This is a genomic window from Amycolatopsis sp. GA6-003 (assembly GCF_046267895.1).
In the GTDB taxonomy this organism is placed as follows: Bacteria; Actinomycetota; Actinomycetes; order Mycobacteriales; family Pseudonocardiaceae; genus Amycolatopsis.
In genome coordinates this window covers 3175668-3201049 of sequence record NZ_CP176499.1, presented here as the reverse complement: position 1 = coordinate 3201049, position 25382 = coordinate 3175668, and the positions used below count along the sequence as shown (strand labels likewise).

Genomic DNA, 25382 nt, shown 5'->3' with positions numbered 1-25382 from the left:
AACAACGATGGGGGCATGTTGAACCCGTGGCGGCTGCGGCTGTTGAGCAGGCTCGCGGTGCTGGGCACGGTTCGCGCGGTGGCGCAGGACGTGAATCTCAGCGCTTCGACGGTGTCGCATCAGCTCGCGCTGCTGGAGACCGAAACCCGCACCCGGCTGCTGGAACGCACCGGCCGCCGCGTCCGGTTGACTCCCGCCGGGGAGAAGCTGGCCCGGCAGGCGCGCGCGATCCTCGACCATCTCGACGCGGTCGAGGCCGAACTGCGCGGCGACGAACCGGCCGGGCTGGTGCGGATCGGCGCGTTCCAGAGCGCGATCCACACCTTCGCCGTGCCCGCCGCGACCCGGCTCGCGCGGACTTATCCGCGGCTGGAAACCGAACTGGCGGAACGGGAACCGCACGAAAGCGTCCCCGCGCTGCGGGCGGGCGACAGCGACGTCGTCATCACCACGACCGACTTCGCCGACCTGCCGCTGGGCCCCGATCTCGAGATCATCCGGCTGGCGACCGATCCGATCGTGCTGGTCACCGCGCTCGACCGGCCGGAACCGCCCGGACCGGCGGTGCTCGCGGACTACGCGGGCGAACCGTGGGCGCTCGACATTCCCCCGTCGTACATGGCGAATCTGACGCTGCGGCTCTGCCGGGAATCGGGGTTCGAGCCGCGCGTGGCGTGCCGGTTCAGCAATTACCTGATGACCTTGCAGCACGTCGAGGCCGGGCTGTCGATCGCGTTGCTGCCCGGGCTGGCGGTGGATCCGCGGTATCGGGTCGCGACGAGGGCGCTGGCGACGCCGGTGACGCGCACGATCGTCGCGGTCACCCGGCGGGGTTCGCCGCGGCGGGCGGCGGTGAACGCGGTGCTCGACGCGCTGCGGCAACCGGTCGAGCTTCCGGCGATGGTGGAACAGGCTTAAGGGAGTTCTGCTCTTCGCCGGCTCCGGCGGGGAGAGCCCGGCAGGGGCGCTGGGGGACGCCCCTGCCGGGAGGAATCACTCGCTGTGCTGGGAACGGCGGCGCAGGAGGAACGCGCCGCCCGCGGCTGCCGCGGCCGCTCCGCCGATGGAGAGCGCGATGGCCGGGCTTCCGTCCCCGTCGGTGTTCGGGGCGTTCACGGCGTAGCCGCCGCCCGCGCCGGTCTTGTCGTAGGTCGAGCCGGGCAGCTTGTCGCCGTAGCGTTTCTGCAGTTCGGCCCGGTAGGCCGCCAAGGTCACCCGGGTGCCCGCCGGGACGCCGGAGACCGCGCCGTCGAGGACGGTCACGGTGTTGCCGGCGACGGAGTACCACGCGTTGACCTGCGGTTCGTGCAGCAGGTAGCCGCCGTGCGCGGCCGCCGCGTGGACCTGTTCGTCGTTGCCCGAGGCGACGTTGACGACCTGCCACCCGGCCTTGCTGGGCTGCGCCCACACGGTCGCGGCGCGGCCGTCGGCGAGATGGGCGGGGGAGGCGACGTAGGCGAGTGCGGCGGGGACGTCCGATTCGCCAGCGATGAAGGCCGCGGTCGGTTCGTAGACCGGGATCTGCGTGGTGGCGTCGGCCGCGGCGCGGGTGGCGTGCGCGGCTGCCGGCGCCGCGCCGGGGAACTTCGTGTGCGCGAGACGGGCGGCGGTGTCCGGGCTGGCGAGCAGGCCGGAGATCGCCGCGGTGTCCGACGGGGACGGTCCGGTCGGCGATTCGGCGGCGGACGCCGGGTTCGCGGCGAACACCGCGGCGGCGATGGCTCCCGATGCGACGGTGGTGCGGAGGATGGTTCGCAGCATGAGTCAGCCCACCATTCCGTAGACGGTGTGGGTCCAGGCGAATTGGTTGTTGGAGACGTAGTAGCTGTAGTTCATGGAGTTGTAGCGGTTGTTCGACGGCCACGGGTCGCCGTATTCGACGATGTTGCCGTCGGAGTCGTCGTAGCCGTAGAGGACGTGCATGTGGCCGCCGCCCGACGTCCAGCCGATCCGGGTGCCGATGGGCTGCCCGGCGTCGATCTGGTTCTTGATGCCGGAGAACGAGAGCCGGTATCCGTTGGAATTGTAGCTGCCGGCGTTGCGGAAGCCGAGGTAGCGGAAAACTCTTTGCTGGTCGCTGAGATAGCCCTGCCGGTTGGCGCAGTCGCTGCCGGATTCGTTGTGCGCGATCTGGCAGAACCGGGTCTGGGTCAGGGAATAGCCCCAGAACGCGGCGATGGTGTTGCCGCTGGCGTCCCAGCACCACTGGTCTTTCTGCTGGGCCTGCATCGAGATGTTCGTTTCTCCCGCGTCCGCGGCGGCGGGAACGGCGAGCGCGGCCGTCGCGGCGGCGGCGACCGCCGCTATCGCGCGCAGAATCGAAGAAGGCACTTTCACGGGTCCTCCAATGGGGAAGCCCGGCCGGGCCGGGGAATTCCCGGACCGGTGGGGAAGGGGAGCGATGCGCCCGGAACGCTACGCGCGCGAAGTTTGCGGAGACTACCGACGAACGGCGGTATTCCGTTGCTGTTCCCGCGGCGGCGATATTTCTACGCCGGTCGATTATGTGCGCGCCCGGCGTCGACTATAAGGCAATTCATTCCGGAAAGCATTCGGCAATCCGACTTTCGTAGGGTGTTTTTCCGTTGAACCGCGCCCGTCGTTCGTCGGCGGCCGATCCGGCGACCCGGCGGCCGGATCGCGCCAGGTCGGGCCGCTGCCCCGGTCCGCCCGCCGCGCGCGAGGGGGAGGAGCGCCGGTTTCGGGGGTATGAGACACTTGATCGGTCATGACTGCCCTCCCTCTTGTTTTCGACGCGCCCAAGCGCGGCCTGCCGCCGCGCCATCTCGCCGACCTCACGGTGGCCGAGCGAGCCGAGGCTGTCGTCGCGCTGGGGGAGAAGGCGTTCCGCGCCAAGCAGTTGTCGAACCACTACTTCTCGCGGCTCACCGTCGACCCGGCGGAGATGACCGACATCCCGGCCGCCTCGCGCGAGAAGCTCGTGGCGGACCTGATGCCGCCGCTGCTCACCGAGGTCCGCGCACTGGCCGCGGACGGCGGCGCGACCCGCAAGACCCTGTGGCGCGCGCACGACGGGACGCTGCTGGAAAGCGTGCTCATGCGTTACCCGGACCGCGCGACGCTGTGCATCTCCAGCCAGGCCGGCTGCGGAATGGCGTGCCCGTTCTGCGCGACCGGCCAGGGCGGCCTCGACCGCAACCTCTCGACCGCGGAAATCGTGGACCAGGTCCGCGACGCCGCCGCGGTCATGCGAGACGGTTCGATGCCCGGCGGCCCGGGACGGTTGTCGAACATCGTCTTCATGGGCATGGGCGAACCGCTGGCGAACTACAAGCGGGTGGTGGCGGCGGTGCGCCGGATCACTGATCCCGCGCCGGGTGGCCTGGGGATTGGTCAGCGTTCGGTGACGGTGTCGACGGTGGGTCTGGCTCCGGCGATCCGGAGGCTGGCGGACGAGCGGATGCAGGTTCGGGTGGCGGTGTCGTTGCACACGCCGGACGATGAGCTGCGGGACACGCTGGTGCCGGTGAACAATCGTTGGTCGGTGGATGAGGTTCTCTCCGCCGCCCGGTATTACGCCGATACGTCCGGCCGTCGAGTGTCGATCGAGTACGCATTGATCCGGGACATCAACGACCAGCCGTGGCGGGCGGAGTTGCTGGCGAAGCGGCTGCGGAAGCACTTGGGCCAGTTGGTGCACGTGAACGTGATTCCGTTGAATCCGACGCCGGGCAGTAAGTGGGATGCATCGCCGAAGCCGGTGGAGCGCGAGTTCGTGCGGCTGGTCAACGCGGGCGGCGTCGCCTGCACGGTGCGGGATACGCGCGGTCAGGACATCGCGGCGGCCTGCGGGCAGCTCGCCGCCGAAGGTTGAGCTAACAGTTCAGAGTGGAGTAGTTGTCTTGTTGTGTGCGCCGAGCCTGCTCGATCCGGCGGCTGAGGAACTGAAGCTGGCTGACGTCAACGGCCGCCAGACCGCGGTGGACGTGGCCCGGACGGCCCGCACCCTGCTGGGCGAGCGGTTCGATTCGGGAAGCTTCACCTACGTCCTGATGCGCGCGTTCGAGGTGGACTACCACGCGGCCCGCGAGGCCGCCCGGTGGCACGAATTCCACGGCGGAGCGGCCGCGTTGTCGGACGACGCGCTGGAGAAGCTGCTCGCACCCTGGCTGGGTCGCTGACCGTCGCGGGCACCGGCGGGCGGTGAAGCGCGCCGCGGGGGATGGTGCCGGGTGCACCACTCGGCGCGAATCGGGGTGCGGGGTGTCGTACCCAAGCGCGAACGCGATGGCGACAGTGGGGCCTCACGTTCGAGCGACAAGGACACCCAGATGCCCCCTCAACGACGAGTGCGTGGTGCTGCCGCCGCAGGCGTGGTCGCGGTCGCCACTGTTGTGATCGGAAGCTCCGTCCGCAGGCGCGACGCTTCGTACGGTCTGTCCGCTCCGCGCCGAAAAGTCCGGGTCGTGCGCGAAATCCCGCGGGTGCGGGAGCAGGCGAAGAGCCGGTGGACGGTCTTTCTCGCCTTCGGGATGCTGGCGGTCGCGAGCCAGGCGCTTTTCGTGAACTACGCGCCGGTGACCGCGGACGCCGCCCGGCATTTCGGCGTTTCCGTCAGCGATATCGGCTGGCTGTCTCAGGTTTTCCCGCTGATCTACGTGGTTCTCGCGATTCCCGCGGGGATCGCGCTCGACCGGTTTCTCCGGCCGGCGCTGATCCTCGGGGCGGTCCTGACCGCTTCGGGAGCGTTCCTGCGGCTGGTCGGCGACGACTTCACCTGGGCCTTCATCGGGCAGGTCGTCGCCGCGGCGGGCCAGCCGTTCGTCCTCAACGCCATCCCGGGTCTCGCCGTGGGGTACCTGGCCGCGAAGGACCGTGCCACGGGCATTGCCGTCGCGTCCTCGGCGACCTTCGGCGGCATGGTTCTCGGCTATCTGCTCGGCGCGTTCTTGCCTGGTGAGGGTCACATTCGCACCCTCACGCTGATCACCGCGCTGATCGCACTGGACGCCGGGCTGTGTGTGGTCGGAGCACTGCGCGTGCCACCGGCGCAGGCCAGCCCCAGTGGTGGCCTGCGGGCTTTCCGCGCGGCGTTCGGGAATCGCTACGTCCGCCGGTTGTGCGCGGTCGTCGCCATCCCGATGGGCACGTTCATCGCGCTCGCGACGTTCGCGCAACCGCTGCTGGCGCCGGCCGGAATCCCGGAATCCACCGCCGGGCTCATTCTCGCGGGCACCATGATCGCCGGGGTGCTCGGCTGCGCGGTCGTGCCGGTGTGGGCGGACCGGCGGGGCCGCGAGGTCGGGCTCATGGGCGCGGGGATCGCGTTCACGGCCGTGGCCTGCCTGCACCTGGCACTGGTGCCGAGCGTCCCGATGGCCTTCCTCGCGTTGCTGGGGACCGGTTTCGTGCTGCTGCCGGCGTTGCCGATCGTGCTTTCGCTGAGCGAACGGCACGCCCTCGACGCGGAGAGCACTGCCGCCGGGCTCATCTGGATGGCGGGCAATCTGGGCGGAGTGGTGCTGGCGACGGCAGTCGGTTTCCTCGTCGCCAGCCCGGCTCTCGCGTTCGCGGGGCTCGCCGGGGCGACCCTGCTGGCGCTTCCGGCACTGCACTGGTTCCGGAAGCTGGAGAACTCGTAGGTTCAGCTGGGGCTGGCCGTCATGACTTCCGGCGCGATGTCCAGCACCAGCAGCGCGGCCGCGACATGGGTGGGATTGTTCTCGACCTTGACGACCGACAGCTCGTTGGCGCGCGAGACTCGCCGTTCGACGGTGTTGCGGTGGGCGTAGAGGTTCGCGGCCGCGCGCGTGGTGTTGAAACCGCATTGCACGTAGGTGAGGAGTGCCTGCCGTAGCGCCGGATCGGCTTCGGCCAGCGGGCCGAGAGTGTGGACGACGAACCGGCGGGCGCTGGCTCGGTCTTTCGTGAGGGCGTCGATCAGCTCGACGTCGGCGTAGGCCGTGAACCGCCGGTCGGAGCCGAGCCGGACGATCAGCGCCTGTGCCGCGAGAGCATCCTGGTGGCTGGACCGGAATCCGTCGAGCCCGCGGCCCGGCCTCCCCGCCGCGACGCGTACGTCGTCGGCCGTCGTCACGATCTTCTCGGCCGGGTGCAGGTCCGGGGTCTCCGCTCCGGACAGCCAGATCCAGCGCGAGGTGGCACTGGCCCGGGCGACCAGCGTGCTCCGGTCCGCGTCCGCGGAGCGCAGCGACGCGGTCGCGTGGTCCAGCGCGTCCTGCTGGCCGGGATCGTCGACCCACAGCACGAGGCCCACGTGCCACCGCGCCATCCGGTAGCGCAGGCGGCCCTCGGCGAAATCCTCGGACATCGGCGCCCCGCTGGCGATCATCTGGATCAGGGAGATCGCCTCGGCGTCCGCGTTGCCCATCGCCGCGGCGAGGCTGGCCTCGCGCAGGGTCGCGACCGAGTCGAGGGCGTACTGGAACATCGACTTCGCCGACACGTCCAGTACGCCTACGAGAAGTTCGCGGTCCGCGCAGTGCGCCGTGCATTCCTCCAGCCACCGCCGCCAGCCGAGCCCCAGCGCCGCCCGCCACCCCTCGGCGAAGTCGGGCGCGATCCCGCGGGCGGCGAGATCGCCGATGTACGCGGTGATCCTCGGGCCGAGGTAAGGCTCCACCCGCTGTCCCGGGCGCTGGATGTTCGAGGTCAGCCATTGGACGAGATCCGAGCGGTTGAGTTCGCGGTCCTCCTCGCCCAGCGACGCGTCGGTGAGCACCGCCGGGTTGTACGGCGCCCGGCGGGTGGACCTGGTGACGGCGTCGACCAGCGCTTCCGCGTCCGCCAGGAGTCGCTGGCACACGGACCGGATCGCCTCGGCGACCTCGGGGGGCGGCGGGGGCCACAGCTCTTCCATCCCCGAAGTGTGCCTCGCGCCCGGCGAGTCGGCACGGCCTGTGCCGGGGGAGTGCATCGTGCACCGGCTCCGGGCGAAGCCGGTGCTCGCTGTCGTTGTGACCGGCGTCGCGGCTGGCGACAGTGAAGCCTCATCAGCAGCCGGCTCAGCGAGGAGAGGCAGACATGACAGCTGAGGTGTCCGACGCGGTCGAGGAATTCGACGTCGTCGTCATCGGAGCCGGAATCTCCGGAATCGGCGCGGCGACCTATTTCAGCCGGGAACTGCCCGGAAAATCGCTCGTCGTGCTGGAGGGCCGCGACAACATCGGCGGCACCTGGGATCTTTTCCGCTACCCGGGCATCCGGTCGGATTCGGACCTGCACACCTTCGGGTACGAGTTCAAGCCGTGGCGGCACGAGTCGGCGATCGCCGACGCTCCGCTCATCCGGGAGTACCTCCAGGAAACCGTGGAGGAGAACGACCTGGGGCGGCTGATCCGGCTGCGCCACCGGGTCGTGCGGGCGGAATGGTCCACAGTGGACTCGCGGTGGACGCTGCTCGTGGAGGTCTCGGATCCCGCCTCGGGATCGGCCACGACGAAGACGATCCGGGCGAGGTGGGTGTTCGCCGCCACCGGCTATTACCGGTACGACAAGGGGTTCACCCCGGAGTTCCCCGGGCGCGAAGACTTCGCGGGGACGATCGTCCATCCGCAGCACTGGCCCGAAAACCTCGACTACCGCGGCAAAAAGGTCGTCGTCATCGGCAGCGGCGCGACCGCGGTGACGCTGGTGCCCGCGATGGCAGGCACCGCTCAGCACGTCACGATGCTGCAGCGCACGCCCACCTACATCATGGCGCTGCCCCGCGTCGACCGGGTCGCCGCGCTTCTCACGAAGCTGCTGGGAGAAAAGCGCGGATACGCCGCGACGAGGTTCAAGAACATCTGGGTCGAACACGGGACGGTCAAAGGCCTGCGGGCGTTCCCGAAGCTCGGGCGAGCGCTGATCCGGCGCGAGAACCTCAAGCGGCTGCCCAAGGGATTCGACGTCGACAAGCATTTCAACCCGCCCTACGACCCGTGGGACCAGCGGCTGTGCGTGGCACCGGACGGAGACTTCTTCGACGCGCTCAAGGCCGGCACCGCTTCCGTCGTCACCGACGCCATCACGAGGTTCAGCAAGCGCGGCATCGTGCTGGAATCGGGCGAGGAGCTGGAAGCCGACATCATCGTCACCGCGACCGGGCTCAACCTGCGGCTGTTCGACGGCATGCCGATCGTGGTCGACGGGCGCGAGGTCGACATCGCGGACTCGGTCTCCTACCGCGGGATGCTGCTGAGCGGGATTCCCAACTGGGCGATGGCGATCGGCTACACGACCTCGTCCTGGACGCTCAAGGTGAGCCTGATGTGCCGCTACTTCATCGATCTGGTCCGGCACATGGACGCCCGCGGCTACGACCGCGTGGTCGCGGTCGCGTCGCCGGGGATGCCGCACCGGCCGGTCATGGACCTGAAGGCCGGCTACGCCAAGCGCGCCGAGAAACGGCTGCCCAAACAGGGGCAGGCGGCCCCGTGGCGGATGGCGATGTCCTACCCGGAGGACGCCAAGGCGCTGCGCGGCCCGGTCGCCGACGAGCACCTCGAGTTCGGCGCCGCCCGGCCGGCGGTGGCGCCCGGGGAGAGGCGGTCGGCCCGTGTCTGAGGAGAACCCCGACCAGTACGCCGCGCTGCCGTCCGGCATCACGATCTGCTTCCGCGACCACGGCGACCCGGCCGACCCGGCGATCCTGCTCGTCGCCGGGCTGGGCGAGGACCTCACGTTCTGGCCCGTCTCGTTCGTCGATTCCCTGGTGGCTCGGGGTTTCCGCGTCGTCACGATGGACAACCGCGACGTCGGCCAGTCCACCTTCGTGGCCGCCCCGCCGCCCGCGCTGTGGCGTCAGCTGCTCGCCCGTCCCCGCGGCGACGCCTATTCGCTGGCGGACATGGCCTCCGACGCGCTCGGTGTTCTCGACCACCTCGGGATCAGCCGGGTGCACCTGGTCGGCCGGTCCATGGGCGGGATGATCGCGCAGACGGTCGCGGCGGCCGAACCCGCGCGAGTCCTCTCCCTGACCTCGATCTTCTCGACCACGGGCGCGAAGAAGGTCGGCCAGCCGGCGCTGTCGACGATGCGGTTGCTCGCCGCCCCGCCGGCGCGGACCAGGACCGCGGCGGTGCGCGCCCACCTGCGGATCACCAGCCACATCGCCGGAACGGGATACCCCATCGACGACGCGGCCGAGGCCGCCGTCGCGGCCCGCGGCTGGGACCGCGCCGCCGGCGACCTCGCCGAGGGCACGGCCCGGCAGATCCAGGCGATCCAGGCCTCCGGGGACCGGACCGCGCAGCTGAGCCGGATCACCGCGCCCACCCTGGTGCTCAACGGCGACCGGGACCTGCTGGTCGCCCCCACCGGAGGCGCCGCGACGGTGAAGGCGATCCGCTCCGCGCAGCACGTCGTCATTCCCGGCATGGGGCACCACATTCCCGAGGCGCTGGTCGAGCCCATCACCCAATACGTCTCGGAACACGCCAAGCGCGTCACCGAAGGGGGAAACCATGCCCGGATTTCCTGAACGGAGCGCGGCCCGATGAAGATCGACAACGTCGAGTACAGCACTTTCAGCGGCTGGATCGACCCGCCCGCGGACATTCTCCCCGGCCTCGACGGCGACCTCGCGTGCGACGTCGCGGTCGTCGGCGGGGGCATGGGCGGCATGGCGACGGCGCTGCGGCTCGCCGAGCGCGGCCAGGATGTCGTGCTGCTGGAGGCCGAGTTCTGCGGCTACGGCTCCAGTTCGCGCAACGGCGGCCAGATCGCGAGCGTTCCGGGCGGGGACCTCCGGCTGCTGAGCCTCTTCTATCCCAAGAAGGTGCCCGGAATGGTGCGGCTGGCCGAGAATTCCGCGAGCTTCGCCGAAGACCTCATCAAGACCCACGGCATCGACTGCGACTACGAGCCCAACGGCCTCGCGTTCGCCGCCGTGGGGCACGGGCAGATGCTCCGGACGCGGACCCTGGCGGCGATTCTCCGGCACGCGGGCGGACGCGGTCGCGTCGGCACGAGCGAGGAACTCGGCATTCCCCGCGCCTTCGTCGGCGGCATGCGCGAGGCCGTGGGCGGAATGCTGAACCCGGGCAAGCTGAGCCGGGGAGTGCGCCGCGCCCTGATCTCGTCCTCGGCCCGGGTTTTCGAACGGACCAAGGTCACCGAGGTGCGGCGGCACGGCGGCAAGGTCGTGCTCTCGACGCCCGGCGGGACTGTGCGGGCGAACAAGGCGGTGCTCGCCACGAACGCGTATTCGGGGGAATGGGACATCACCCCCAAGCGGCTTTCGGTGCCGATGTGGCTCATCGAGATGGAGACCGAGCCGATCGCCCCGGAGCGGCTCGCCGCGCTGGGCTGGACCAGCCGGTCGGGCGTCATCACCCAGCACCAGGTCATGGAGCACTACCGGCTCACCGCACGGGGCACGATCGTGTTCGGCGTCCGGCGCGTCGAGCGCGGCAAGACTTACCCGTTGCCGGCGAAGGCCCCGGACCGGGCGATGGTCGAAGAACTCGCCGGTGCGTTCGCGACCCGGTTCCCCTCGCTCGCCGACGTCGCCGTGGCGCGGGCGTGGGGCGGCTGGATCGCGATCACCTCGTCCTGGCTGTCGATCGCCGGCCGGCTCGAGGACGACATCTACTACTCGATCGCGTGCAACGGACACGGATTGGCTCAGGCGCCGTACGTCGGATCGCTCCTGGCCGACCTGATCGTGGACGGCTCGCGGCACGAGGATCTCGACGGCATCTGGGCGGAGAAACCGAAATTTCCTCCCTTCGCGATGGTCGGCCCGCTCGGCTTGCGCATGGTGTGGGCGCTCGACCGCTTCACCGATCTGATCAACGGCAGCCGGCGCCGGGCCCTTCGAGCGGCCGCCCGGGTGCGCTGAACCGATTCCCTCACCTCTCACCGCACGCGAAGCCGCGTGGGCAAAGGAGAAATCATGTCGAGTTCCCGAGCGACCCGCCCCCAGGTCGCTTCAGTCGATGTCGTGGTCGTCGGCGCCGGGTTCGCCGGCCTGAGCGCCGCCGAGCGGCTCGTGAGCACCGGCCAGTCCGTCCTCGTCCTCGAAGGCCGCGACCGGGTCGGCGGCCGGTCGCTGTCCGGCGAAGTCGCCGGGGTGCGCGTCGATCTCGGCGCGACCTGGGTCTCCCGGCGGCACACGGCGATCCGCGACCTCGCGAGCCGGGCCGGGTGCACCCTGACCGGACAGTTCGCCGAAGGCCGCAACGTGCTGTGGATGGCCGGACGGCGGCGCACCTACCAGGGCACGATTCCCCCGGTCTCGCCCGCGGCGCTGGTCGACATGGCCCGCGTGCAGCAGGCGCTGAACAAGCTGGTCGCGAGCATCGACGCCGAAGCGGCCTGGAATTCTCCCCAGGCCGGCGAATTCGACGCGATCTCGTTCGGCGAATGGCTCGACCGGAAGCACGCGCTGGCGGCCACCCGCGCCCTGATGACCATCGTCAGCAAGGTGCAGTGGGGCTGCAGCCCGGGAGACGTCTCGCTGCTGCACGCGTTGCGCTACATCCGCGCGGCGGGCGGCGTGGACCACATGCTCGACGTGGAGGGCGGCCAGCAGCAGGAGCGGTACGTCGAAACGACCCAGGAGATCGCGAAGCGGGTCGCGGAGCAGCTGGGCGACCGGGTCGTGCTCGGGACGCCGGTTCGCCGGATCTCGCAAGACGGCCACGGCGTCACGGTGCGCACCGATTCGGCGGAAATCAAGGCGAAGTACGCGATCGTCACCGTCGCGACGCCGCAACGCGCCGAGATCGAATTCGACCCGGCCCTGCCCGAACAGGCCGAGGGACTCGCGAAAACCTGGCGCATGGGCGTGCTGAGCAAGGCGTTCGTCGCCTACGAAAAGCCGTTCTGGCGGGCCAACGGACTTTCCGGCGAGGCACTGACCGACACCGGAACCGTGTTCATCACCTTCGACGTTTCGCCCGATGTCCACGGGCCGGGCATCTTGATGACGTTCTGCGACCCTCGCGTATTCGACGGGTTCAGTCCGCAGCTCCGGCGCGGCAGGGTCGTCCAGCAGCTCGTCCAGCTGTACGGCACGCAGGCGAGCGCGCCCATCGACTACCTGGACCACTGCTGGGGAGCGGAACCGTTCGCTCCCGGAGGCCCGAACCCGGCCGTCGCCCCTTACGCGACCACGACTTACGGCCCGGCCCTCACCGAACCGCACGGGCGCGTCCACTGGGCGGGCACCGAAACGGCGGGCGAATGGGCAGGCTGCATGAACGGCGCCGTCCTGACCGGTCAGCGCGCCGCCGAGCGCGTCGCGGCCGCCGCGGCGCGCGAACTCCAGGAGGTGCCGGTGCGATGAAGGACGTCCTTTTCCTCCTCGCTGACGTATGGATGATTTTCTGCGGCTATTTCTTCGGCTGGAAATTCATCCGCCGCTACGGCAATTACCTGCTCGGCCTCGAATGGATGGTCGTCGCGACTTCGGGCAGCAACTTCCTCGTCTGGTCGCTGCTCGGTGCCAGCGAGGGCAGCATCCTTTACGACATCGCGTATTTCTTCGACGCCTTCTCGCGGTCGGTCGGCATCACGCTCATTCTGGTCATGGGCTTGATGAGGGTCACCCGGCACTACAAGCCGAGCCTCGCCGTCGACATCGGCGTGTTCGCGTTCGCCACCGCGGCCGGGTTGTTCCTCCGGCACTTCCACGGCGAAGACCCCTGGGTCGACCACGGTGCGTTCGCGGTCGCCGCGTTCTACGTCGTCGTCAACCTCGCCACGGCAGGCTTCCTGGCGTACTTCGTGAAGCGGCTCTGGACCGCCGGCGCGAAATGGCCGGCGATCTGGACCGGACTGGTCACCGCGGCCGCCACCACCATCGCGATCACCTACGACTTCTTCCCCTTCTCGTTCGACGACGCGAACCGCACGTTCTTCTACACCGCCGCGCTGGCGACGTGGGGCACCCAGGGCTTCGTCTACTTCTTCGCCTACCGCGCGCTGCACAACCACAACGTGGCCTCGGGCGCGAAGAAAGCGCAGGAAGCGGGTGCGGCGTCATGAACTCGCCGTCGTACGCCGTGGTCGATCCAGCGACCGGCGAGCTGGTGCGGGAGTATCCGGCCGCGACCGACGCGGCGATGGAGTCGGCACTCGAGGCGGCCGCGAATGCCTACCGCGACTGGTCGAAGCAGACCACTCTGGCTGAGCGGGCCGAGGTGCTGCGGACCGTCGCCGCCCTGCACGACGAGCGCAGCGGCGAACTCGCCCGCATCGCGCAGCGGGAGATGGGCAAGCCAGTGGCGGAGGCCGTCGCGGAGGTCGAGTTCAGCGCGTCGATCTACGCGTACTACGCCGCGAACGCGCACAAGTTCCTCGCCGACGAGCCCGTCGAGCTGCTCGAGGGGGAGGGCACGGCGTTCATCCGCCGCCAGCCGATCGGCCCGCTGCTGGGCATCATGCCCTGGAACTATCCGTACTACCAGATCGCCCGGTTCGCCGCGCCGAACCTCGTGCTGGGCAACACCATCGTGCTCAAGCCCGCGCCGCAGTGCCCGGAATCGTCCGCGGCCCTGCAGCGCATCTTCGCCGACGCCGGCTGTCCCGAGGGCTGCTACGGCACCGTCTACGCGACCAACGACCAGGTCGCCGACGCCATCGCCGACCCCAGGGTGCGCGGCGTGTCCTTCACCGGTTCCGAGCGGGCCGGCGCGGAAATCGCGGAAAAAGCGGGCCGAAACCTCAAAAAGGCGGTGCTCGAACTGGGCGGCTCGGACCCGTTCCTCGTGCTGTCCTCCGCCGACCTGGAAGCCACCGCCCAGGCGGCGGTGGACGCCCGGTTCGAGAACGCCGGGCAGGCTTGCAACGCGGGCAAGCGGGTCATCGTCGTCGCCGATCTCTACGACGAATTCCTTGACATATTCACGAAAAAGGTGCTCGCCACCGCTGGCGGGCTGGCTCCGCTGTCCTCGGCAGCAGCCGCGGAGCGCCTCGAAGCACAGGTGCAGCGGGCTGTCGACGACGGCGCGACCCTCATCGGCGAAGGACGCCGCGAAGGCGCGTTCTTTCCTCCTGGCGTCCTGACCGGGGTGTCGTCGGATTCGCCGTCCGCCGCCGAGGAATTGTTCGGCCCGGTCGCGACGGTCTATCGAGCGGAATCCGAAGCCGAAGCAGTCGAACTGGCCAACAGCACTCCGTACGGGCTGGGTTCCTACGTGTTCACCACGGATCCCGAGCAGGCGATGCGGGTCGCCGACCAGATCGAGGCGGGCATGGTCTTCGTCAACGGCGTCGGGCTCGAGGGCGCGGAACTGCCGTTCGGCGGGGTCAAGCGGTCCGGCTTCGGCCGGGAACTCGGCCGGGCGGGGATCGACGAGTTCGCCAACAAAAAGCTCATCCGCACGGCTCGGGCCTGAACCAGAGGGGAATCTGCGATGACCGTTGAATTCGACGCCGCCGTCTTCACCGCGCCGGACGCGCCGCTGACCATCGAGCGGGTTTCGCTCCCCAGCACGCCGCCGCCCGGCGAGGTGCTGGTGCGGCTCAAGGCGAGCGGGGTGTGCCACAGCGATCTGCACGTGGTCGCCGGGGAATGGGAGACGCCTTCGCCGATGATCCTGGGCCATGAAGGGGCCGGAATCGTCGAAAGCGTGGGCGAGGGAGTCACGAACCTGGCCGAGGGCGATCACGTAGTCCTGTCCTGGACCCCGTCCTGCCGCCGGTGCCGCTACTGCGTCAGCGGCCGTCCGGTCCTCTGCGACCTGGTCAGCCGGCATTCGGCCAACCACCTGTCGTTCGACGGCCGGACTCGGGTCGTCTCGGCGGACGGAGGGGACGTCTACAGCTTCGCCGGCCTCGGCACGTTCGGCCAGTACACGCTCGTGCCCGAATCGGCCGCGATCGCGGTGCGCCGCGACGCCCCATTCGAACAGGCTGCCCTGGTCGGCTGCGCCGTGACGACCGGAGTCGGGGCCGCGGTCAACACGGCGAAGGTCCGGCCGAGCGACACCGTGCTGGTGCTGGGTTGCGGCGGCGTCGGCCTGAACGCGATTCAGGGCGCCCGGCTGTCCGGCGCGCGCAAGATCATCGCCGCGGACCTCTCCGACGCGAAGCTGGAGCAGGCCCGGGTTTTCGGTGCGACCGACGTCGTCAACAGCGGGCGGGACAACCTCGCCGATCGCGTCCGGCAGCTCACCGACGGACGCGGGGTGGACGTCGCCATCGAGGCGATCGGATTGCCGCGCACCATCGAGGCGGCCTACGAAGTGCTGGCGCGGGGCGGGAAAGCCGTGGTGGCCGGGCAGGTACCGGACGGCGTGCGGATCTCGATCGACCCGTTCGTGATGTCCGATCAGGAGCTTTCGCTCGTCGGTTCCAACTACGGCTCGAGCCGGCCCGACGTCGATTTCCCGCTGCTGCTCGAGCACTATCTGCACCACCGCATCGATCTCGACTCGCTGGTGACGCGCGTGATCGACCTGGCGGACGTCAACGAGGCGTTCGGCGACCTCGAGCGCGGCATCGGCATCCGCTCGGTGATCAAGTACTGACGCCCGGACTTCTCCCGAAAGGCACGGACCCTCGCATGGCTCTGGAATCGTCGCGCACCGCCTTCGAACGAGCCCGCCGCAGCGTCGGCGGCGGCGTGGGGTCCGGCCTGCGGGCCGCGATGCGTCCCCACCCGCTCTTCGTGCGGGAGGCCCGGGGCGCGCACGTCTGGGACCTGGACGGCGACCGGTACGTCGACTACGTGCTGGCCTGGGGCCCGCTCGTGCTCGGACACGGCGACCCGCGAGTGCTGGCCGCCGTGTCCGAGACCGCGGCGAAGATGCAGGTGGTCGGCACCGGCCACGCGCTCGAGTACCTCGCCGCGGAGGCAGTCCTCGAAGCCGTTCCGCACGGCGAGCGGCTGGTGTGGAGCAACACCGGAACCGAAGCGGTGCAGGTCGCCCTGCGCCTGGCTCGAGCCGCGACCGGCCGCCGCCGCGTCCTCAAGTTCGCCAAGAGCTACCACGGCTGGCACGACACCGTGTACGCCGGAATGTCCGAAGAGGACAGTGACCGGCCGGCGCGGCCGGGTGGCGAAGGACAGTCGCCCAGCGTGCTGGACGACCTGGTGGTGGGGCGCTTCAACGACGTGGCTCTGGCCGAACGTCTCCTGAACGAGGCCGCCGAACGAGACCTCGCCGCGGTGCTCGTCGATCCGGTGATGAGCAACGCCGGGGTCGAGGCGCCGGCCCCGGAGTTCCTGTCCGCCCTGCGAACTCTCTGCGACCGCCGCGGCGTCGTCCTGATCTTCGACGAGGTGATCGCCGGGTTCCGGATCGCGCGCGGCGGCGCGGCGGAGAAGTACGGCGTGCTTCCCGACCTTTCCGTGTACGGGAAGGCGATGGCCGGAGGATTCACCCAGAGCGCCGTCGTCGGCCGGGCGGACCTGATCGACCAGGTGACGGCGGGCGTCACCCACGCCGGGACCTTCAACGCCAACCCGGTCGCGCTGGCCGCCGTCGAGGCGACGATGCGCGTCTTGGCCGATCCGGAAGTCTACGAGGCGCTTGAGCGGACGTCGGCCGCCTTCGAAGCCCTCGTCGGCGGCGCGCTCGCTTCGGTTCCGGGCAGCGGCGGCTTCAACCGGGTCGGCTCGCTTCTCCAGTATGTCCCCGAGGGCGGGGCGACCGGGCTCCACGGGACGGGAGGGCTCTGGACGGTGCTCCTGGAAGGGATGCTGCGGGAGAAGTTCCTGTTCATGCCGTCCGGCAAGGTTTTCCTGAGCACGGCCCACATCGCGGCCGACCTCGAAGCGACGGCGGAGGCGCTGGAGAAGGTGTTGCGGCGGGCGTGAGCCGCTGGTCAGCTCGGCTGCCAGCCGGGGTCGCGACCCAGCAACCGCAGCAACCGGTCCTGCCCGGACGCTGACTCGCTCGGCGTCCCCGCAGCGGCGAAGAACCGGTGCGTCGTCTCGGCGGCGACCGGAGACTCCGCCAGCCCGGCATAGATCGTTTCGAGATCCTCGCTGATCCACGTGACCAGGGCCGGGTCGAGACGGTCGTTGCCGCCCAAAGCCCGCGCGAGATCCCAGGCGTGGATGGTCGAATCCGCGGCCCGCACGGCCAGCGCCTGGCGGCCGGTGACCTTGCCGAGCGGGTAGTCGAGCACCTCGTCCAGCGCACCGGGACGGCCGAAGGCGACGGCGACCAGCCGCACCGACGCGGGATACGCGGTGAGCGGGTCGTCGCCCAGGGCGTCCACGTCGCGCATGCGCAGGAACTCCTCGCGGGTGCCGCCGGCCAGGAGGTCGACGTAGTTGAGGTTGCCGCGCACCAGATGGTTCACGAGCTGGCGCACGTTCCATTCCGCGCAGGGCGTCGGAGCCGCCCACTGTTCCGGGCGGACGGACGACAGCCGCTGGTCGAATTCGGTGCTGGCGGCGAGGAACCGGCCGAGGACATCGCTCATGCTCGCCAGTCTGGAACCGCCAGGACGCTCTCGCTGGCGCAAATCCGACGTGGCGTTACCCGGCGGCTGCGACGAATTCGGTCAAGGCGGCCACGACCGCGTCCGGTTGCTCGTCCGGGATGAAGTGTCCGGCGTTCGGGAGGACGACGCCGGTCGTGTTGTCCGCCCACGGGCTGAGGGACGCGGCCATGTCGGGGATCGAGCCGTGGGAGCTGGAGATTCCCAGGACGGGGACGGTCAAATGCTGTCGTTCTAGCGCGGCCCGGTTCTGGCGTGCTGATTCCGCGGCCTCCCGGTAGTAGGCGAGGGACGCCCGGAGACCGCCTTCGGCGGCGAGCGCGGCGGCGTAGTGGCCGGTTTCGGTGCTGTCGAACGGGGTCAGGGATTTGGCGTTCAGGAACCAGTCGACGTACTCGCGTTCGCGGCCGGTGAGCAGGGTTTCGGGAAGGCCGGCCACGAGGTGGAACGCGAAGTGCCAGGTCTTCCAGGCTCGCTCGGGGTCCGTGGGGATGGACTCGGGGAGGGTGATTCCGGGGATGCCCGCGTCCAGCAGGGCGACTCCGTGCAGGCGGTCTTCGTGTTTCAGCGCCAGCGAGAAGGCGACCCACGCGCCGATGTCGTGGGCGGCGAGCCAGTACTTCGGCACGCCGAGCGCGGTCACCGCGGCCTGGACGCGCGACGCGACGGTGTGCGTGTCGTAGCTGTCGTGCGGGCGCTCGGAGTGGCCCTGTCCGGGCAGGTCGATCGCGACCACGCGGAAGCGTTCGGCGAGGCCGGGCATCGCTTTGTGCCAGGCCCACCAGGTCTGCGGGAATCCGGCGAGCAGGACGAGCGCGGGACCGTCCGTCCGGCCGCCTTCCACGGCATGGATCCCGTCGACCCAGCGGTGGGCGAATCCGGGCAGGTCGGGCAGCGGCAGTTCGGGGATCGGGTTCATGGCTCGAGCGTAACCCATCTTGAACCGATCAGTTCAAGATGGTTAGCATGGACACCACGACGGAGGTGCGGGATGGCCGGGAAGAAGCAGTTCGAGATGGACGTCGTGCTCGACGCGGCGATGGTCCAGTTCTGGCGGGCGGGGTACGCGGACACCTCGCTGGACGACCTGTCCAAGGCGACCGGGCTGAACCGCAGTTCGATCTACTCCTCGCTCGGCGACAAAGACGCGCTGTACCTGCGCTGCCTGGACCGCTACGCCGCGCGTTACGGGGACAAGTACGACCAGGCCCTGTCGAACGCGGCCGAGGATCCGGTGCGGGCGGTGCGGGAGTTCTTCGAAGTCACCCTCGGCCGCATCGCCGATCCAGACGTGCCGGACGGATGTCTCGTCGCCCAGACCGCGATGGCCATCCCGGTGCTGAGCCCGGAGATCGCGGCGCGTGCTGCCGAAGCGCTGGGCCTGCAGCACGCTCGGCTGCGGACCGCGTTGCGGGCCGCGAAACTGCCGCACGCCGACGATTTCGCGGTGCACCTCGCGGCGGTCAACCAGTCGCTGGCCGTGATGAGCCGGGCTGGGACGAGTCCGAAGCAGCTCCGCGCGATAGTCGAGATCAGTCTGGATGCGCTTTCGCGATCTCACAGAGCGAAGCCCGCAACGGAGAGCTGCCGCTGATCGGATCGCTCGGGCCTTGGCTCAGCACGAGGTTGAGGTTCGCGCTGCCTTCGCCGAACGGCGGATAGCCGGGCTGGCCGAGTTCCCCCGCGGGTTGCCACCAGCCGTGCTGGCCGCAGACGACGTTCGGGCGCAGGTTGCCGTTGAACTTCGCCTTCGCGCGGACGCTTCCCAACGGCGTCTCCAGCCGCACCCAATCCCCGGCGCCGATCCCGCGGGCGGCAGCGGTTTCGGGATGGACTTCGACGGTCGGCTCGGGCGCGGATTTGCGCAGGCTGGTGATTTCCCGATGCTGGGTTTCGCAGAAGAACAACGACTTCGCGCAGGTGAGGATCAACGGGTACCGCGTCGCCAGATCCGGGCGGGAAACCGGGCTGATCGACGGCTCGGTGAAGGTCGGCAGCGGCGGATAGCCGTGTTCCAGGAACGCTTCTGAGTACAACTCGACGAGGCCGGACGGGGTGCGGAAGCCGCGTTGCTCGTACTTGCGGTGGACTGTTTCCAGCGGCAGCCGGATTCCCTCCGGGGCGGCGCGCAGCCGGTCGAGCGTGAGACCGCTGGGTTCGAGCTGATACCGCCAGGCCGCCTCGATGTCTCCGTGGAAGAACTGGTCGCCGAGACCGAGCGCGACGGCGAGATCGAAGACGATCCGCAGATCCGGCCTTGCCTCGCCGCGCGCCGCCACCAGCGGCTGTCGCAATTGGACAGTCGACTGCGCGGCCTGGCTCGTCTCGAACCCGATCCGCAGCGCTTCGGCTTCCCACGCGCTGGTCGCGGGCAGCACGAGGTCTGCCTGTTCCGCGGTCGGGTTGAGGAACAAATCGGTGTGGACAAAGAAATCCAGCGCGCGGAGAGCGTCTCGGCCCCGCGCGCTGTCGCCGTGTGCCATGACCAGGTTGCCGCCGAAGTTGACCAGCGCGCGGGCCCAGTAAGGCACGCCCTCCAGAGCCGCGCGGTAGAAATCCTCGCCGGTGACGAACTCGAACCTCGCCGGGCCGAGCGGACGGTCCTGCACCCCGATGGCCTTGGCTCGCTGCTCGGGCGACAGCAGTTCCCGGCCGTCGATCGGGTTGGTCGGCACGGGGGTGAACAGCACGTTCCCGCCGGGCGCGTCGATGCATCCGGTGAGCGCGTAGAGCTGGCCGATGGCGCGTACGGTCTGGGTCGAGTTGCTGTGCTGCTCCAGTCCGCTCCAGGTGTAGAACGCGACCGGACGTTGTTCCCACAGCAGCCGGGCCGTGGCGACGATCTGCTCCGCGGGCACGCCGGTGATTTCTTGGGCGACCTCGGGCGGATACTTCGCGCATTCCTCGGCAATGAGGTCCCATACCCGGCTCGAGGTACCGACCGGCTGCCCCGCGTTGGTCCACCGTTCGACGAATTCCTTGTCGTACCAACCGTTGTCGATCATCACGTGCGTGAGCGACAACGCCAGCGCCGCGTCCGTTCCGGGACGCACGCGCAGCCATTGGTGGGCTTTGCTGGCCAGCCCGGCGCGCCGCGGATCGACCACGACGAGCTTGGCCCCGCGGCGCAGCGCGGCGGTGGTCGCGGTGGCGTGCGCGAGCCGCGAGACCGACGGGTTGTAGCCCCAGTAGAGGACGCACTGCGCGTGGTCGAGATCCGGCAGGTACGCGCCGGGCACCGGCTCGCCCCAGGTGTAGAGCGTGGCCAAGCGCCGGCCCCAGCCGCAGAGTTCCAGGTAGCTGACGAAGTTGGGACTCCCGAAGGCGCGCCGCAACCGGGTCAGCCATTCGACGGTGTCCGACATCGCCGACGTCGAGGGCGAGGAGCTGCCGAACACCACCGCTTCCGGACCGGATTCCTCGGCGATCGCGGTCAGCCGGGACGCCACGGTCGCCAGCGCCTCGTCCCAGCCGATGCGTTCCCACCCCGGGTCGGCCGCGCCTTTCGGGGCGGTGCGGCGGAGGGGATGCAGCAGCCGGTCCGGATGCGCGACGATCTCCGGCGCGGCCTTGCCTTTGACGCAGATCGCGGCGCCGGTCGGATGGCCGGGCAGCGGGCGGAGCGCGAGCAGCCGCCCGTCCTCGACCGTCGCGGTGGCCCCGCACCTCGACACGCACAGCGGGCAGAACGTCGGCACTTCGGTCGCCATCGCGCACCTCCTTGCTCGTGAGTGCGCGTGCCGGTTCTAACCGGCATAGCCACTCACGAGGCCAGAACCGAAGTCTCCCACACGAATCCGTCCGGGTCCGTGATCCGCCCGGCGTCCCCGCCGATGGTCAGCAGATGCGCGCCCGAACCCTCTTCGGGGACCCCGGCGTCCTTGGCCAGTGCCTTCCGGCCGTAAAGCGCCAGCTTGATCGGGCTCGTCTCGAATTCCACATACTTGCGCCCGTAGCTCTTGCCGACCGCGAGCCCGTGCGAGACGTAGAACTGCTTGGTCGCGGCGACATCCGAAGCGCCCAGCAGCAGCACCATCTGGTCGTACTCCCGGACTCCCGGGCCGGAGTCCTTCTTCGTGGAGGTCGCGACCTTCCAGATCGCGCCGTCCGGAGCCTGCACCACGCCGCCGAAACCCCACAGCGACTTGGCGGCCGGCTTCAGCGAAGCGGCCCCCGCGGCGAGGGCGGCGTCGAGGTAAGCGACGGCGTTGGCGGGCTGGGAAACGGTGAGCGACAAGGTGAATCCGCGGAACCCGGTGCTCGGCGCGGCGGCCTGCCGGAAGCGGAGCCGGTCGCCGAGGTCGAACGCGGCGGTGTAGAAGCGCTCGGCGGCGGCGACATCGGGAACGTCGAGGGTGACGAAGTCGAAGGAAGTCATGCCGTGAACGCTAAGTCCGGCACCAGCCCCGACGCTTCTTGATTCCTGATCGCTTATCGAGCCGGGCGTCCAGCCAGCCACGCCTCGCGCCGGCGCGGGGACGCCCGGGACAGCCAAGCGTCCTCGACGACCTCGGCCAGCTCCTGCCGGGTCAAGGAGCCGAGATGGGCGGCGCGGATCAGCACCGACGGGTGGCCGTCGAAATGCGGGGTGGTGAAAAACGGGCTGTCCGGGTCCTGGACCAGCGCCTGCTTGTCCGATTCGGACGGTACCCAGAACACGATCACGTCCGGGTATTTTTCCCCGGTCTCCGGATCGAACGCGTCCGGCCGCGGCGTCCGGAAGAACACGAACGACTTGCCGCCGACCTGGTAGACGGGGTTTCCTCGGGAGCCGCGCACCACCGTGACGTGGGGCATCCCCAGCGCCAGCTCGTGCACGTCCTCGACCCGCGCCCGCATGACCTGCACGATACGGCTCGAACCGCAGCGCGTCAGGTATGAACAGGGCATGGTCACGCTGGATCGGCTCGTCAACGTCCTCGGTGGGTACGGCGCGCGGTTGTGCTGCTGTCCCGTCGCGCGCGAGGTGGCGCTGCGGGACGTGGTGATGGACGATCCCGCCGACCCGCGCGGGTTGCGCGGCGACGTCTACCTCGCGGTCGGCGTCGATTCGGTGCTCGAAGCCGTCGAACGGGCTGCCGAAGCGCGGGCGTCGGTCGTGTTGGTGCGCGGAGCGACGCCGCCGGGGCCGGAGGCGGTGGCCAAGGCGGAGGACGGCCGGGTCGCGGTGCTGCTGGTGGACCCGGAAGTGTCGTGGGGACAGCTCGCGGGCGTGGTCTACGGCCTGGTGCTCGAAGGCCGCGAGACGGAATCCGGCCGCGGTCCGACCGATCTGTTCGCGCTGGCCGACAGCCTCGCCGACGCACTCGGCAGCGCGGTCACCATCGAGGACCAGCTGTCGCGAGTGCTCGCGTACTCCAGCCGTCAGCAGGGCGCGGACCGCGTGCGGCTGGAGACGATCCTCGGGCGGCGAGTGCCGGACCAGGTGCGCGAGCTGTTCGAGCGCCGCGGAGTGTTCGCGCATCTCGCCGGGTCGGACGAGCCGTTGTTCGTCGAGCCCGATCCCGAGCACGGGCTCACCGGGCGCATGGTCGTCGCGGTCCGGGCCGGGCGCGAGACGCTCGGGTCGATCTGGGTGGAGTGCGAGGAGCCGCTGTCCGACGTCCGGCGCACCGTCCTGCACGACAGCTCCCGCACGGTCGGGCTGCATTTGCTGCGGTCGCGGGCGAGCGCTGACCTCGAACGGCAGGTCGAATCGGACCTGGTGATCCGGCTGCTGGAAGGCACTCCGGACGCGGCCGCCGTGCTGAGCAGGCTCGGCTTGCCGCCCGGCCGGTTCCGCGTGGTCGCGCTCCAGGCGCACATCGCCGACGAACGGCATGCCGCGCTGCTGCTCGCGTTCGAGCGCGCGACCACCGGGTTCGGCTGGTCGCGGCCGGGCCGGAGCACGTTGTTCAGCAACACCGTCTACACCGTCCTGCCCGGCGAGGACGTCGAGACCGCTCGCGCGTGGATCGACGGGATCCGGGACGCGTTGCCCGCGCAGGTCACCGTCGCGGCGGGGATCGGCGCACCCGCGTCCACCGCGGAATTGCCCGCCAGCAGGCGGGAATCCGACGAATGCCTCGCGCTGCACGACGTCCGCCCGGAACCCGGCGCGACCGTCGCGTACGACGAGTCCTGGGACGACATCCTGATCCTCCGCCTGCGCGCCGCGGCGGCAGCGGGCCGGGCCCCGGCACGCGGTCCGATCGCCGACCTGGCCCGGCACGACGCGGTCAACTCGACCAGTTACGTCGCGACCCTGCGCGCGTGGCTGGAGACCCAGGGCGACCTCACCGAAGCCGCCGAACGGCTCGGCGTGCACCCCAACACCATCCGCTACCGGCTGCGCAAGATGGCCGACGTGACGCCGCTGCGGCTCGATCTGCCCGCGAAACGGCTGGCGATGATCATCGAACTGGCCGTCGCCGATCCGCAGGATTGACCGATCCGGACAAACCGCCCTGCGCCGATTGGCCGAACTCGACAAAGACCATCCGCCGGATCCGGGTCATCCTGGCCGCATCAGCACAACCAGCGGCACGGCATCGGCGGAGGAACACATGGGCGATCTCGACCGGAAAGGCGGCGAGCCGCGTTCGGCGATCGTGGTCGGCGCGGGCATCGTCGGCCTGTCGACCGCCTGGTTCCTGCAGGAACGCGGCGTGCGGGTGACCGTCGTCGACCGCGAGGGCATCGCGGCGGGCTCGTCGTGGGGCAACGCCGGCTGGCTCTCGCCAGGGCTGTCGATCCCGCTCAACGAACCCGCCGTCCTCCGCTACGGCCTGCGCACCCTGCTCGACCGGCAGGCTCCGCTGCACGTCCCGGCCACTCCGGACCCGAGGCTGTGGCAGTTCCTCGCCCGCTTCGCGGCGAACTGCACCCACCGCTCCTGGAACCGGGCGGTGCGCGCGAACCTGCCGTTCAACGAGCAATGCCTCGAAGCGTTCGACATCCTGACCGCGAACGGCGTGGACGCGCCGACCATCGACGCGCCGATCACCGCTCTGTTCGAAACCTCGGCGAAGGCGCAAACGCTGGTCAAGGAACTGGACCGGCTCGGCGACGCCGGGCAGAAGGTGTCCTGGACCCAGCTCGCCGGACCGGAGCTGCGCGAGCACTTCCCGCAGGTCACCGACCGGATCGGGGCCGGTATCCGGATCGACGGCCAGCGGTACGTCGACCCCGGCCGGTTCGTCGAATCGCTCGCCCGCGCGGTGGTCGGCCGCGGCGGCACGATCCGGCACCGGTTCGAGGTCGCCGCGATCCGCCGGCACGAGTACGCCTACACCGTGCTGTCGGCGAACGGCCAGACCGTCAATGCCAACGCCGTCGTGCTCGCCACCGGCGCGTGGCTCGGGCAGCTGGCGCACAAGTGGGGCGTGCGCGTTCCGGTGCGCGCCGGCCGCGGCTACTCCTTCACCGTGCCGACCGACGAGCCGGTGCCGAGCCCGATGTACCTGCCGGACATCCGGGTCGCGTGCACGCCGTACCAGGGCGGGCTGCGGGTGGCCGGGACGATGGAGTTCCGCAAGCCGGACGACCCGCTGTACCCGGCACGCGTCGACGCGATCGTCGCCTCGGCCCGGCCGCTGCTCAAGGGCCTGCGCTGGGACCGGCGCACCGACGTCTGGGTCGGCTCGCGCCCGGTCAGCGCCGACGGGCGGCCGGTGATCGGCCGGACCGGCGCGCCGGGGATGTACGTCGCGGGCGGGCACGGCATGTGGGGCCTGTCCCACGGCGCGATCACCGGGAAGCTGCTCGCCGAGCAGATCGTCACCGGCAGGCAGCCCGAAGCGCTGCGGCCGTTCGATCCGCTGCGGTGACCCGCGGTGGCTGAGCCGGGATTGCCCGCCGACCCCGCCGGTCCGCCGCTGACCGGGGACGAGCACGCCGAGCTGCTCTTCCTCCGCGCGGAGAACGCCTTGCTGCGCACCGAAAGGGACATCCTGGTGAAAGCGGCGGGCTGGTTCGCCGCCGACGCCGGCGTGCTCGACCGCCGCACCGAGCCCGAGCCCCGCTGACCGCCGCGG

At 70.2% G+C, this 25382-nt stretch carries 24 protein-coding genes; 16 read left to right on the top strand and 8 right to left on the bottom strand.

Annotated elements, in window-relative coordinates; translation table 11 throughout:
- Positions 1-15: 15 nt before the first annotated feature.
- Positions 16-918 (top strand): LysR family transcriptional regulator, encoded by a 903-nt coding sequence (locus F9C12_RS13970; protein WP_409466153.1) that lies wholly within the window; start codon positions 16-18, stop codon positions 916-918.
- Positions 919-993: 75 nt separating this feature from the next.
- Here F9C12_RS13970 and F9C12_RS13965 read toward each other — a convergent pair whose 3' ends face one another.
- The gene (locus F9C12_RS13965) at positions 994-1761 is read right to left on the bottom strand and encodes a hypothetical protein (RefSeq protein WP_409466152.1); all 768 of its coding nucleotides are present in this window, start codon (positions 1759-1761) and stop codon (positions 994-996) included.
- A gap of 3 nt (positions 1762-1764) precedes the next feature.
- On the bottom strand, positions 1765-2337 hold the full coding sequence (locus F9C12_RS13960; protein WP_409466151.1) for a papain-like cysteine protease family protein: 573 nt from the start codon (positions 2335-2337) through the stop codon (positions 1765-1767).
- Between the two features lie 391 nt (positions 2338-2728).
- Between F9C12_RS13960 and rlmN the strand changes: the two genes are divergently transcribed.
- The 3 genes from rlmN to F9C12_RS13945 all read left to right on the top strand — a co-directional run bounded on the left by rlmN (position 2729) and on the right by F9C12_RS13945 (position 5603).
- Positions 2729-3835 (top strand): 23S rRNA (adenine(2503)-C(2))-methyltransferase RlmN, encoded by a 1107-nt coding sequence (gene rlmN, locus F9C12_RS13955; protein ID WP_409466150.1) that lies wholly within the window; start codon positions 2729-2731, stop codon positions 3833-3835.
- Positions 3836-3863: 28 nt separating this feature from the next.
- Positions 3864-4142 (top strand): hypothetical protein, encoded by a 279-nt coding sequence (locus F9C12_RS13950; protein ID WP_409182399.1) that lies wholly within the window; start codon positions 3864-3866, stop codon positions 4140-4142.
- Positions 4143-4427: 285 nt separating this feature from the next.
- Positions 4428-5603: an MFS transporter gene (locus tag F9C12_RS13945; RefSeq protein ID WP_409182398.1), complete on the top strand. Its 1176-nt coding sequence runs from the start codon at positions 4428-4430 to the stop codon at positions 5601-5603.
- Between the two features lie 2 nt (positions 5604-5605).
- Here F9C12_RS13945 and F9C12_RS13940 read toward each other — a convergent pair whose 3' ends face one another.
- The gene (locus F9C12_RS13940; RefSeq protein WP_409466149.1) at positions 5606-6841 is read right to left on the bottom strand and encodes a helix-turn-helix domain-containing protein; all 1236 of its coding nucleotides are present in this window, start codon (positions 6839-6841) and stop codon (positions 5606-5608) included.
- Positions 6842-7005: 164 nt separating this feature from the next.
- Between F9C12_RS13940 and F9C12_RS13935 the strand changes: the two genes are divergently transcribed.
- From F9C12_RS13935 to F9C12_RS13900, 8 genes are read left to right on the top strand one after another with little or no spacing between them, the layout of a single operon-like run.
- Positions 7006-8529: a flavin-containing monooxygenase gene (locus tag F9C12_RS13935; RefSeq protein ID WP_409466148.1), complete on the top strand. Its 1524-nt coding sequence runs from the start codon at positions 7006-7008 to the stop codon at positions 8527-8529.
- Positions 8522-9445 (top strand): alpha/beta fold hydrolase, encoded by a 924-nt coding sequence (locus tag F9C12_RS13930; protein WP_409182395.1) that lies wholly within the window; start codon positions 8522-8524, stop codon positions 9443-9445. The genes F9C12_RS13935 and F9C12_RS13930 overlap by 8 nt, the downstream gene beginning before the upstream one ends.
- 15 nt (positions 9446-9460) lie before the next feature.
- Positions 9461-10807 carry an NAD(P)/FAD-dependent oxidoreductase gene (locus tag F9C12_RS13925; RefSeq protein ID WP_409466147.1) on the top strand — a complete coding sequence of 449 codons (1347 nt, stop codon included), beginning with the start codon at positions 9461-9463 and terminating at the stop codon, positions 10805-10807.
- 54 nt (positions 10808-10861) lie between these two features.
- Positions 10862-12256 carry a flavin monoamine oxidase family protein gene (locus F9C12_RS13920; protein ID WP_409466146.1) on the top strand — a complete coding sequence of 465 codons (1395 nt, stop codon included), beginning with the start codon at positions 10862-10864 and terminating at the stop codon, positions 12254-12256.
- The gene (locus F9C12_RS13915) at positions 12253-12957 is read left to right on the top strand and encodes a transporter (protein WP_409466145.1); all 705 of its coding nucleotides are present in this window, start codon (positions 12253-12255) and stop codon (positions 12955-12957) included. Before F9C12_RS13920 ends, F9C12_RS13915 begins: the two co-directional genes overlap by 4 nt.
- Positions 12954-14309: an NAD-dependent succinate-semialdehyde dehydrogenase gene (locus tag F9C12_RS13910; RefSeq protein ID WP_409466144.1), complete on the top strand. Its 1356-nt coding sequence runs from the start codon at positions 12954-12956 to the stop codon at positions 14307-14309. Before F9C12_RS13915 ends, F9C12_RS13910 begins: the two co-directional genes overlap by 4 nt.
- Positions 14310-14327: 18 nt before the next feature.
- Positions 14328-15443 carry a Zn-dependent alcohol dehydrogenase gene (locus F9C12_RS13905; protein ID WP_409466143.1) on the top strand — a complete coding sequence of 372 codons (1116 nt, stop codon included), beginning with the start codon at positions 14328-14330 and terminating at the stop codon, positions 15441-15443.
- Positions 15444-15478: 35 nt separating this feature from the next.
- The gene (locus tag F9C12_RS13900; RefSeq protein ID WP_409466142.1) at positions 15479-16735 is read left to right on the top strand and encodes an aspartate aminotransferase family protein; all 1257 of its coding nucleotides are present in this window, start codon (positions 15479-15481) and stop codon (positions 16733-16735) included.
- An 8-nt stretch (positions 16736-16743) separates the two neighbouring features.
- Here the strand turns inward: F9C12_RS13900 and F9C12_RS13895 are convergent, their stop codons facing one another.
- Together F9C12_RS13895 and F9C12_RS13890 are read right to left on the bottom strand one after the other, a co-directional pair.
- Positions 16744-17349 carry a TIGR03086 family metal-binding protein gene (locus tag F9C12_RS13895; protein WP_409466141.1) on the bottom strand — a complete coding sequence of 202 codons (606 nt, stop codon included), beginning with the start codon at positions 17347-17349 and terminating at the stop codon, positions 16744-16746.
- 55 nt (positions 17350-17404) lie between these two features.
- Positions 17405-18286, bottom strand: a complete 882-nt coding sequence (locus F9C12_RS13890) for an alpha/beta fold hydrolase (protein ID WP_409466140.1) — start codon at positions 18284-18286, stop codon at positions 17405-17407.
- Between the two features lie 72 nt (positions 18287-18358).
- Between F9C12_RS13890 and F9C12_RS13885 the strand changes: the two genes are divergently transcribed.
- On the top strand, positions 18359-18961 hold the full coding sequence (locus F9C12_RS13885) for a TetR/AcrR family transcriptional regulator (protein ID WP_409466139.1): 603 nt from the start codon (positions 18359-18361) through the stop codon (positions 18959-18961).
- Here F9C12_RS13885 and F9C12_RS13880 read toward each other — a convergent pair.
- The 3 genes from F9C12_RS13880 to F9C12_RS13870 are packed head-to-tail and all read right to left on the bottom strand — an operon-like array spanning position 18900 to position 22206.
- The gene (locus F9C12_RS13880; protein ID WP_409466138.1) at positions 18900-21077 is read right to left on the bottom strand and encodes a molybdopterin-dependent oxidoreductase; all 2178 of its coding nucleotides are present in this window, start codon (positions 21075-21077) and stop codon (positions 18900-18902) included. The two genes, F9C12_RS13885 and F9C12_RS13880, sit on opposite strands and share 62 nt — an antisense overlap.
- Positions 21078-21130: 53 nt before the next feature.
- Entirely contained in the window at positions 21131-21745 is a 615-nt protein-coding gene (locus tag F9C12_RS13875; protein WP_409466137.1) for a glyoxalase, read from the bottom strand.
- Between the two features lie 53 nt (positions 21746-21798).
- Positions 21799-22206 (bottom strand): MmcQ/YjbR family DNA-binding protein, encoded by a 408-nt coding sequence (locus F9C12_RS13870; protein ID WP_409182383.1) that lies wholly within the window; start codon positions 22204-22206, stop codon positions 21799-21801.
- 49 nt (positions 22207-22255) lie between these two features.
- Between F9C12_RS13870 and F9C12_RS13865 the strand changes: the two genes are divergently transcribed.
- The 3 genes from F9C12_RS13865 to F9C12_RS13855 all read left to right on the top strand — a co-directional run bounded on the left by F9C12_RS13865 (position 22256) and on the right by F9C12_RS13855 (position 25373).
- On the top strand, positions 22256-23794 hold the full coding sequence (locus tag F9C12_RS13865; RefSeq protein ID WP_409466136.1) for a PucR family transcriptional regulator: 1539 nt from the start codon (positions 22256-22258) through the stop codon (positions 23792-23794).
- A gap of 118 nt (positions 23795-23912) precedes the next feature.
- Positions 23913-25175 (top strand): NAD(P)/FAD-dependent oxidoreductase, encoded by a 1263-nt coding sequence (locus tag F9C12_RS13860; RefSeq protein WP_409182381.1) that lies wholly within the window; start codon positions 23913-23915, stop codon positions 25173-25175.
- Positions 25176-25181: 6 nt separating this feature from the next.
- On the top strand, positions 25182-25373 hold the full coding sequence (locus tag F9C12_RS13855; RefSeq protein ID WP_409466135.1) for a hypothetical protein: 192 nt from the start codon (positions 25182-25184) through the stop codon (positions 25371-25373).
- Positions 25374-25382 lie beyond the last annotated feature (9 nt).

Bases quoted from the DNA above. Each gene is read 5' to 3' on its own strand.
- F9C12_RS13970 (WP_409466153.1), top strand. From the start codon at position 16: ATGTTGAACCCGTGGCGGCTGCGGCTGTTGAGCAGGCTCGCGGTGCTG.
- F9C12_RS13965 (WP_409466152.1), bottom strand. From the start codon at position 1,761: ATGCTGCGAACCATCCTCCGCACCACCGTCGCATCGGGAGCCATCGCC.
- rlmN (WP_409466150.1), top strand. From the start codon at position 2,729: ATGACTGCCCTCCCTCTTGTTTTCGACGCGCCCAAGCGCGGCCTGCCG.
- F9C12_RS13940 (WP_409466149.1), bottom strand. From the start codon at position 6,841: ATGGAAGAGCTGTGGCCCCCGCCGCCCCCCGAGGTCGCCGAGGCGATC.
- F9C12_RS13935 (WP_409466148.1), top strand. From the start codon at position 7,006: ATGACAGCTGAGGTGTCCGACGCGGTCGAGGAATTCGACGTCGTCGTC.
- F9C12_RS13925 (WP_409466147.1), top strand. From the start codon at position 9,461: ATGAAGATCGACAACGTCGAGTACAGCACTTTCAGCGGCTGGATCGAC.
- F9C12_RS13920 (WP_409466146.1), top strand. From the start codon at position 10,862: ATGTCGAGTTCCCGAGCGACCCGCCCCCAGGTCGCTTCAGTCGATGTC.
- F9C12_RS13915 (WP_409466145.1), top strand. From the start codon at position 12,253: ATGAAGGACGTCCTTTTCCTCCTCGCTGACGTATGGATGATTTTCTGC.
- F9C12_RS13910 (WP_409466144.1), top strand. From the start codon at position 12,954: ATGAACTCGCCGTCGTACGCCGTGGTCGATCCAGCGACCGGCGAGCTG.
- F9C12_RS13905 (WP_409466143.1), top strand. From the start codon at position 14,328: ATGACCGTTGAATTCGACGCCGCCGTCTTCACCGCGCCGGACGCGCCG.
- F9C12_RS13900 (WP_409466142.1), top strand. From the start codon at position 15,479: ATGGCTCTGGAATCGTCGCGCACCGCCTTCGAACGAGCCCGCCGCAGC.
- F9C12_RS13895 (WP_409466141.1), bottom strand. From the start codon at position 17,349: ATGAGCGATGTCCTCGGCCGGTTCCTCGCCGCCAGCACCGAATTCGAC.
- F9C12_RS13890 (WP_409466140.1), bottom strand. From the start codon at position 18,286: ATGAACCCGATCCCCGAACTGCCGCTGCCCGACCTGCCCGGATTCGCC.
- F9C12_RS13885 (WP_409466139.1), top strand. From the start codon at position 18,359: ATGGCCGGGAAGAAGCAGTTCGAGATGGACGTCGTGCTCGACGCGGCG.
- F9C12_RS13880 (WP_409466138.1), bottom strand. From the start codon at position 21,077: ATGGCGACCGAAGTGCCGACGTTCTGCCCGCTGTGCGTGTCGAGGTGC.
- F9C12_RS13875 (WP_409466137.1), bottom strand. From the start codon at position 21,745: ATGACTTCCTTCGACTTCGTCACCCTCGACGTTCCCGATGTCGCCGCC.
- F9C12_RS13870 (WP_409182383.1), bottom strand. From the start codon at position 22,206: ATGCGGGCGCGGGTCGAGGACGTGCACGAGCTGGCGCTGGGGATGCCC.
- F9C12_RS13865 (WP_409466136.1), top strand. From the start codon at position 22,256: ATGGTCACGCTGGATCGGCTCGTCAACGTCCTCGGTGGGTACGGCGCG.
- F9C12_RS13860 (WP_409182381.1), top strand. From the start codon at position 23,913: ATGGGCGATCTCGACCGGAAAGGCGGCGAGCCGCGTTCGGCGATCGTG.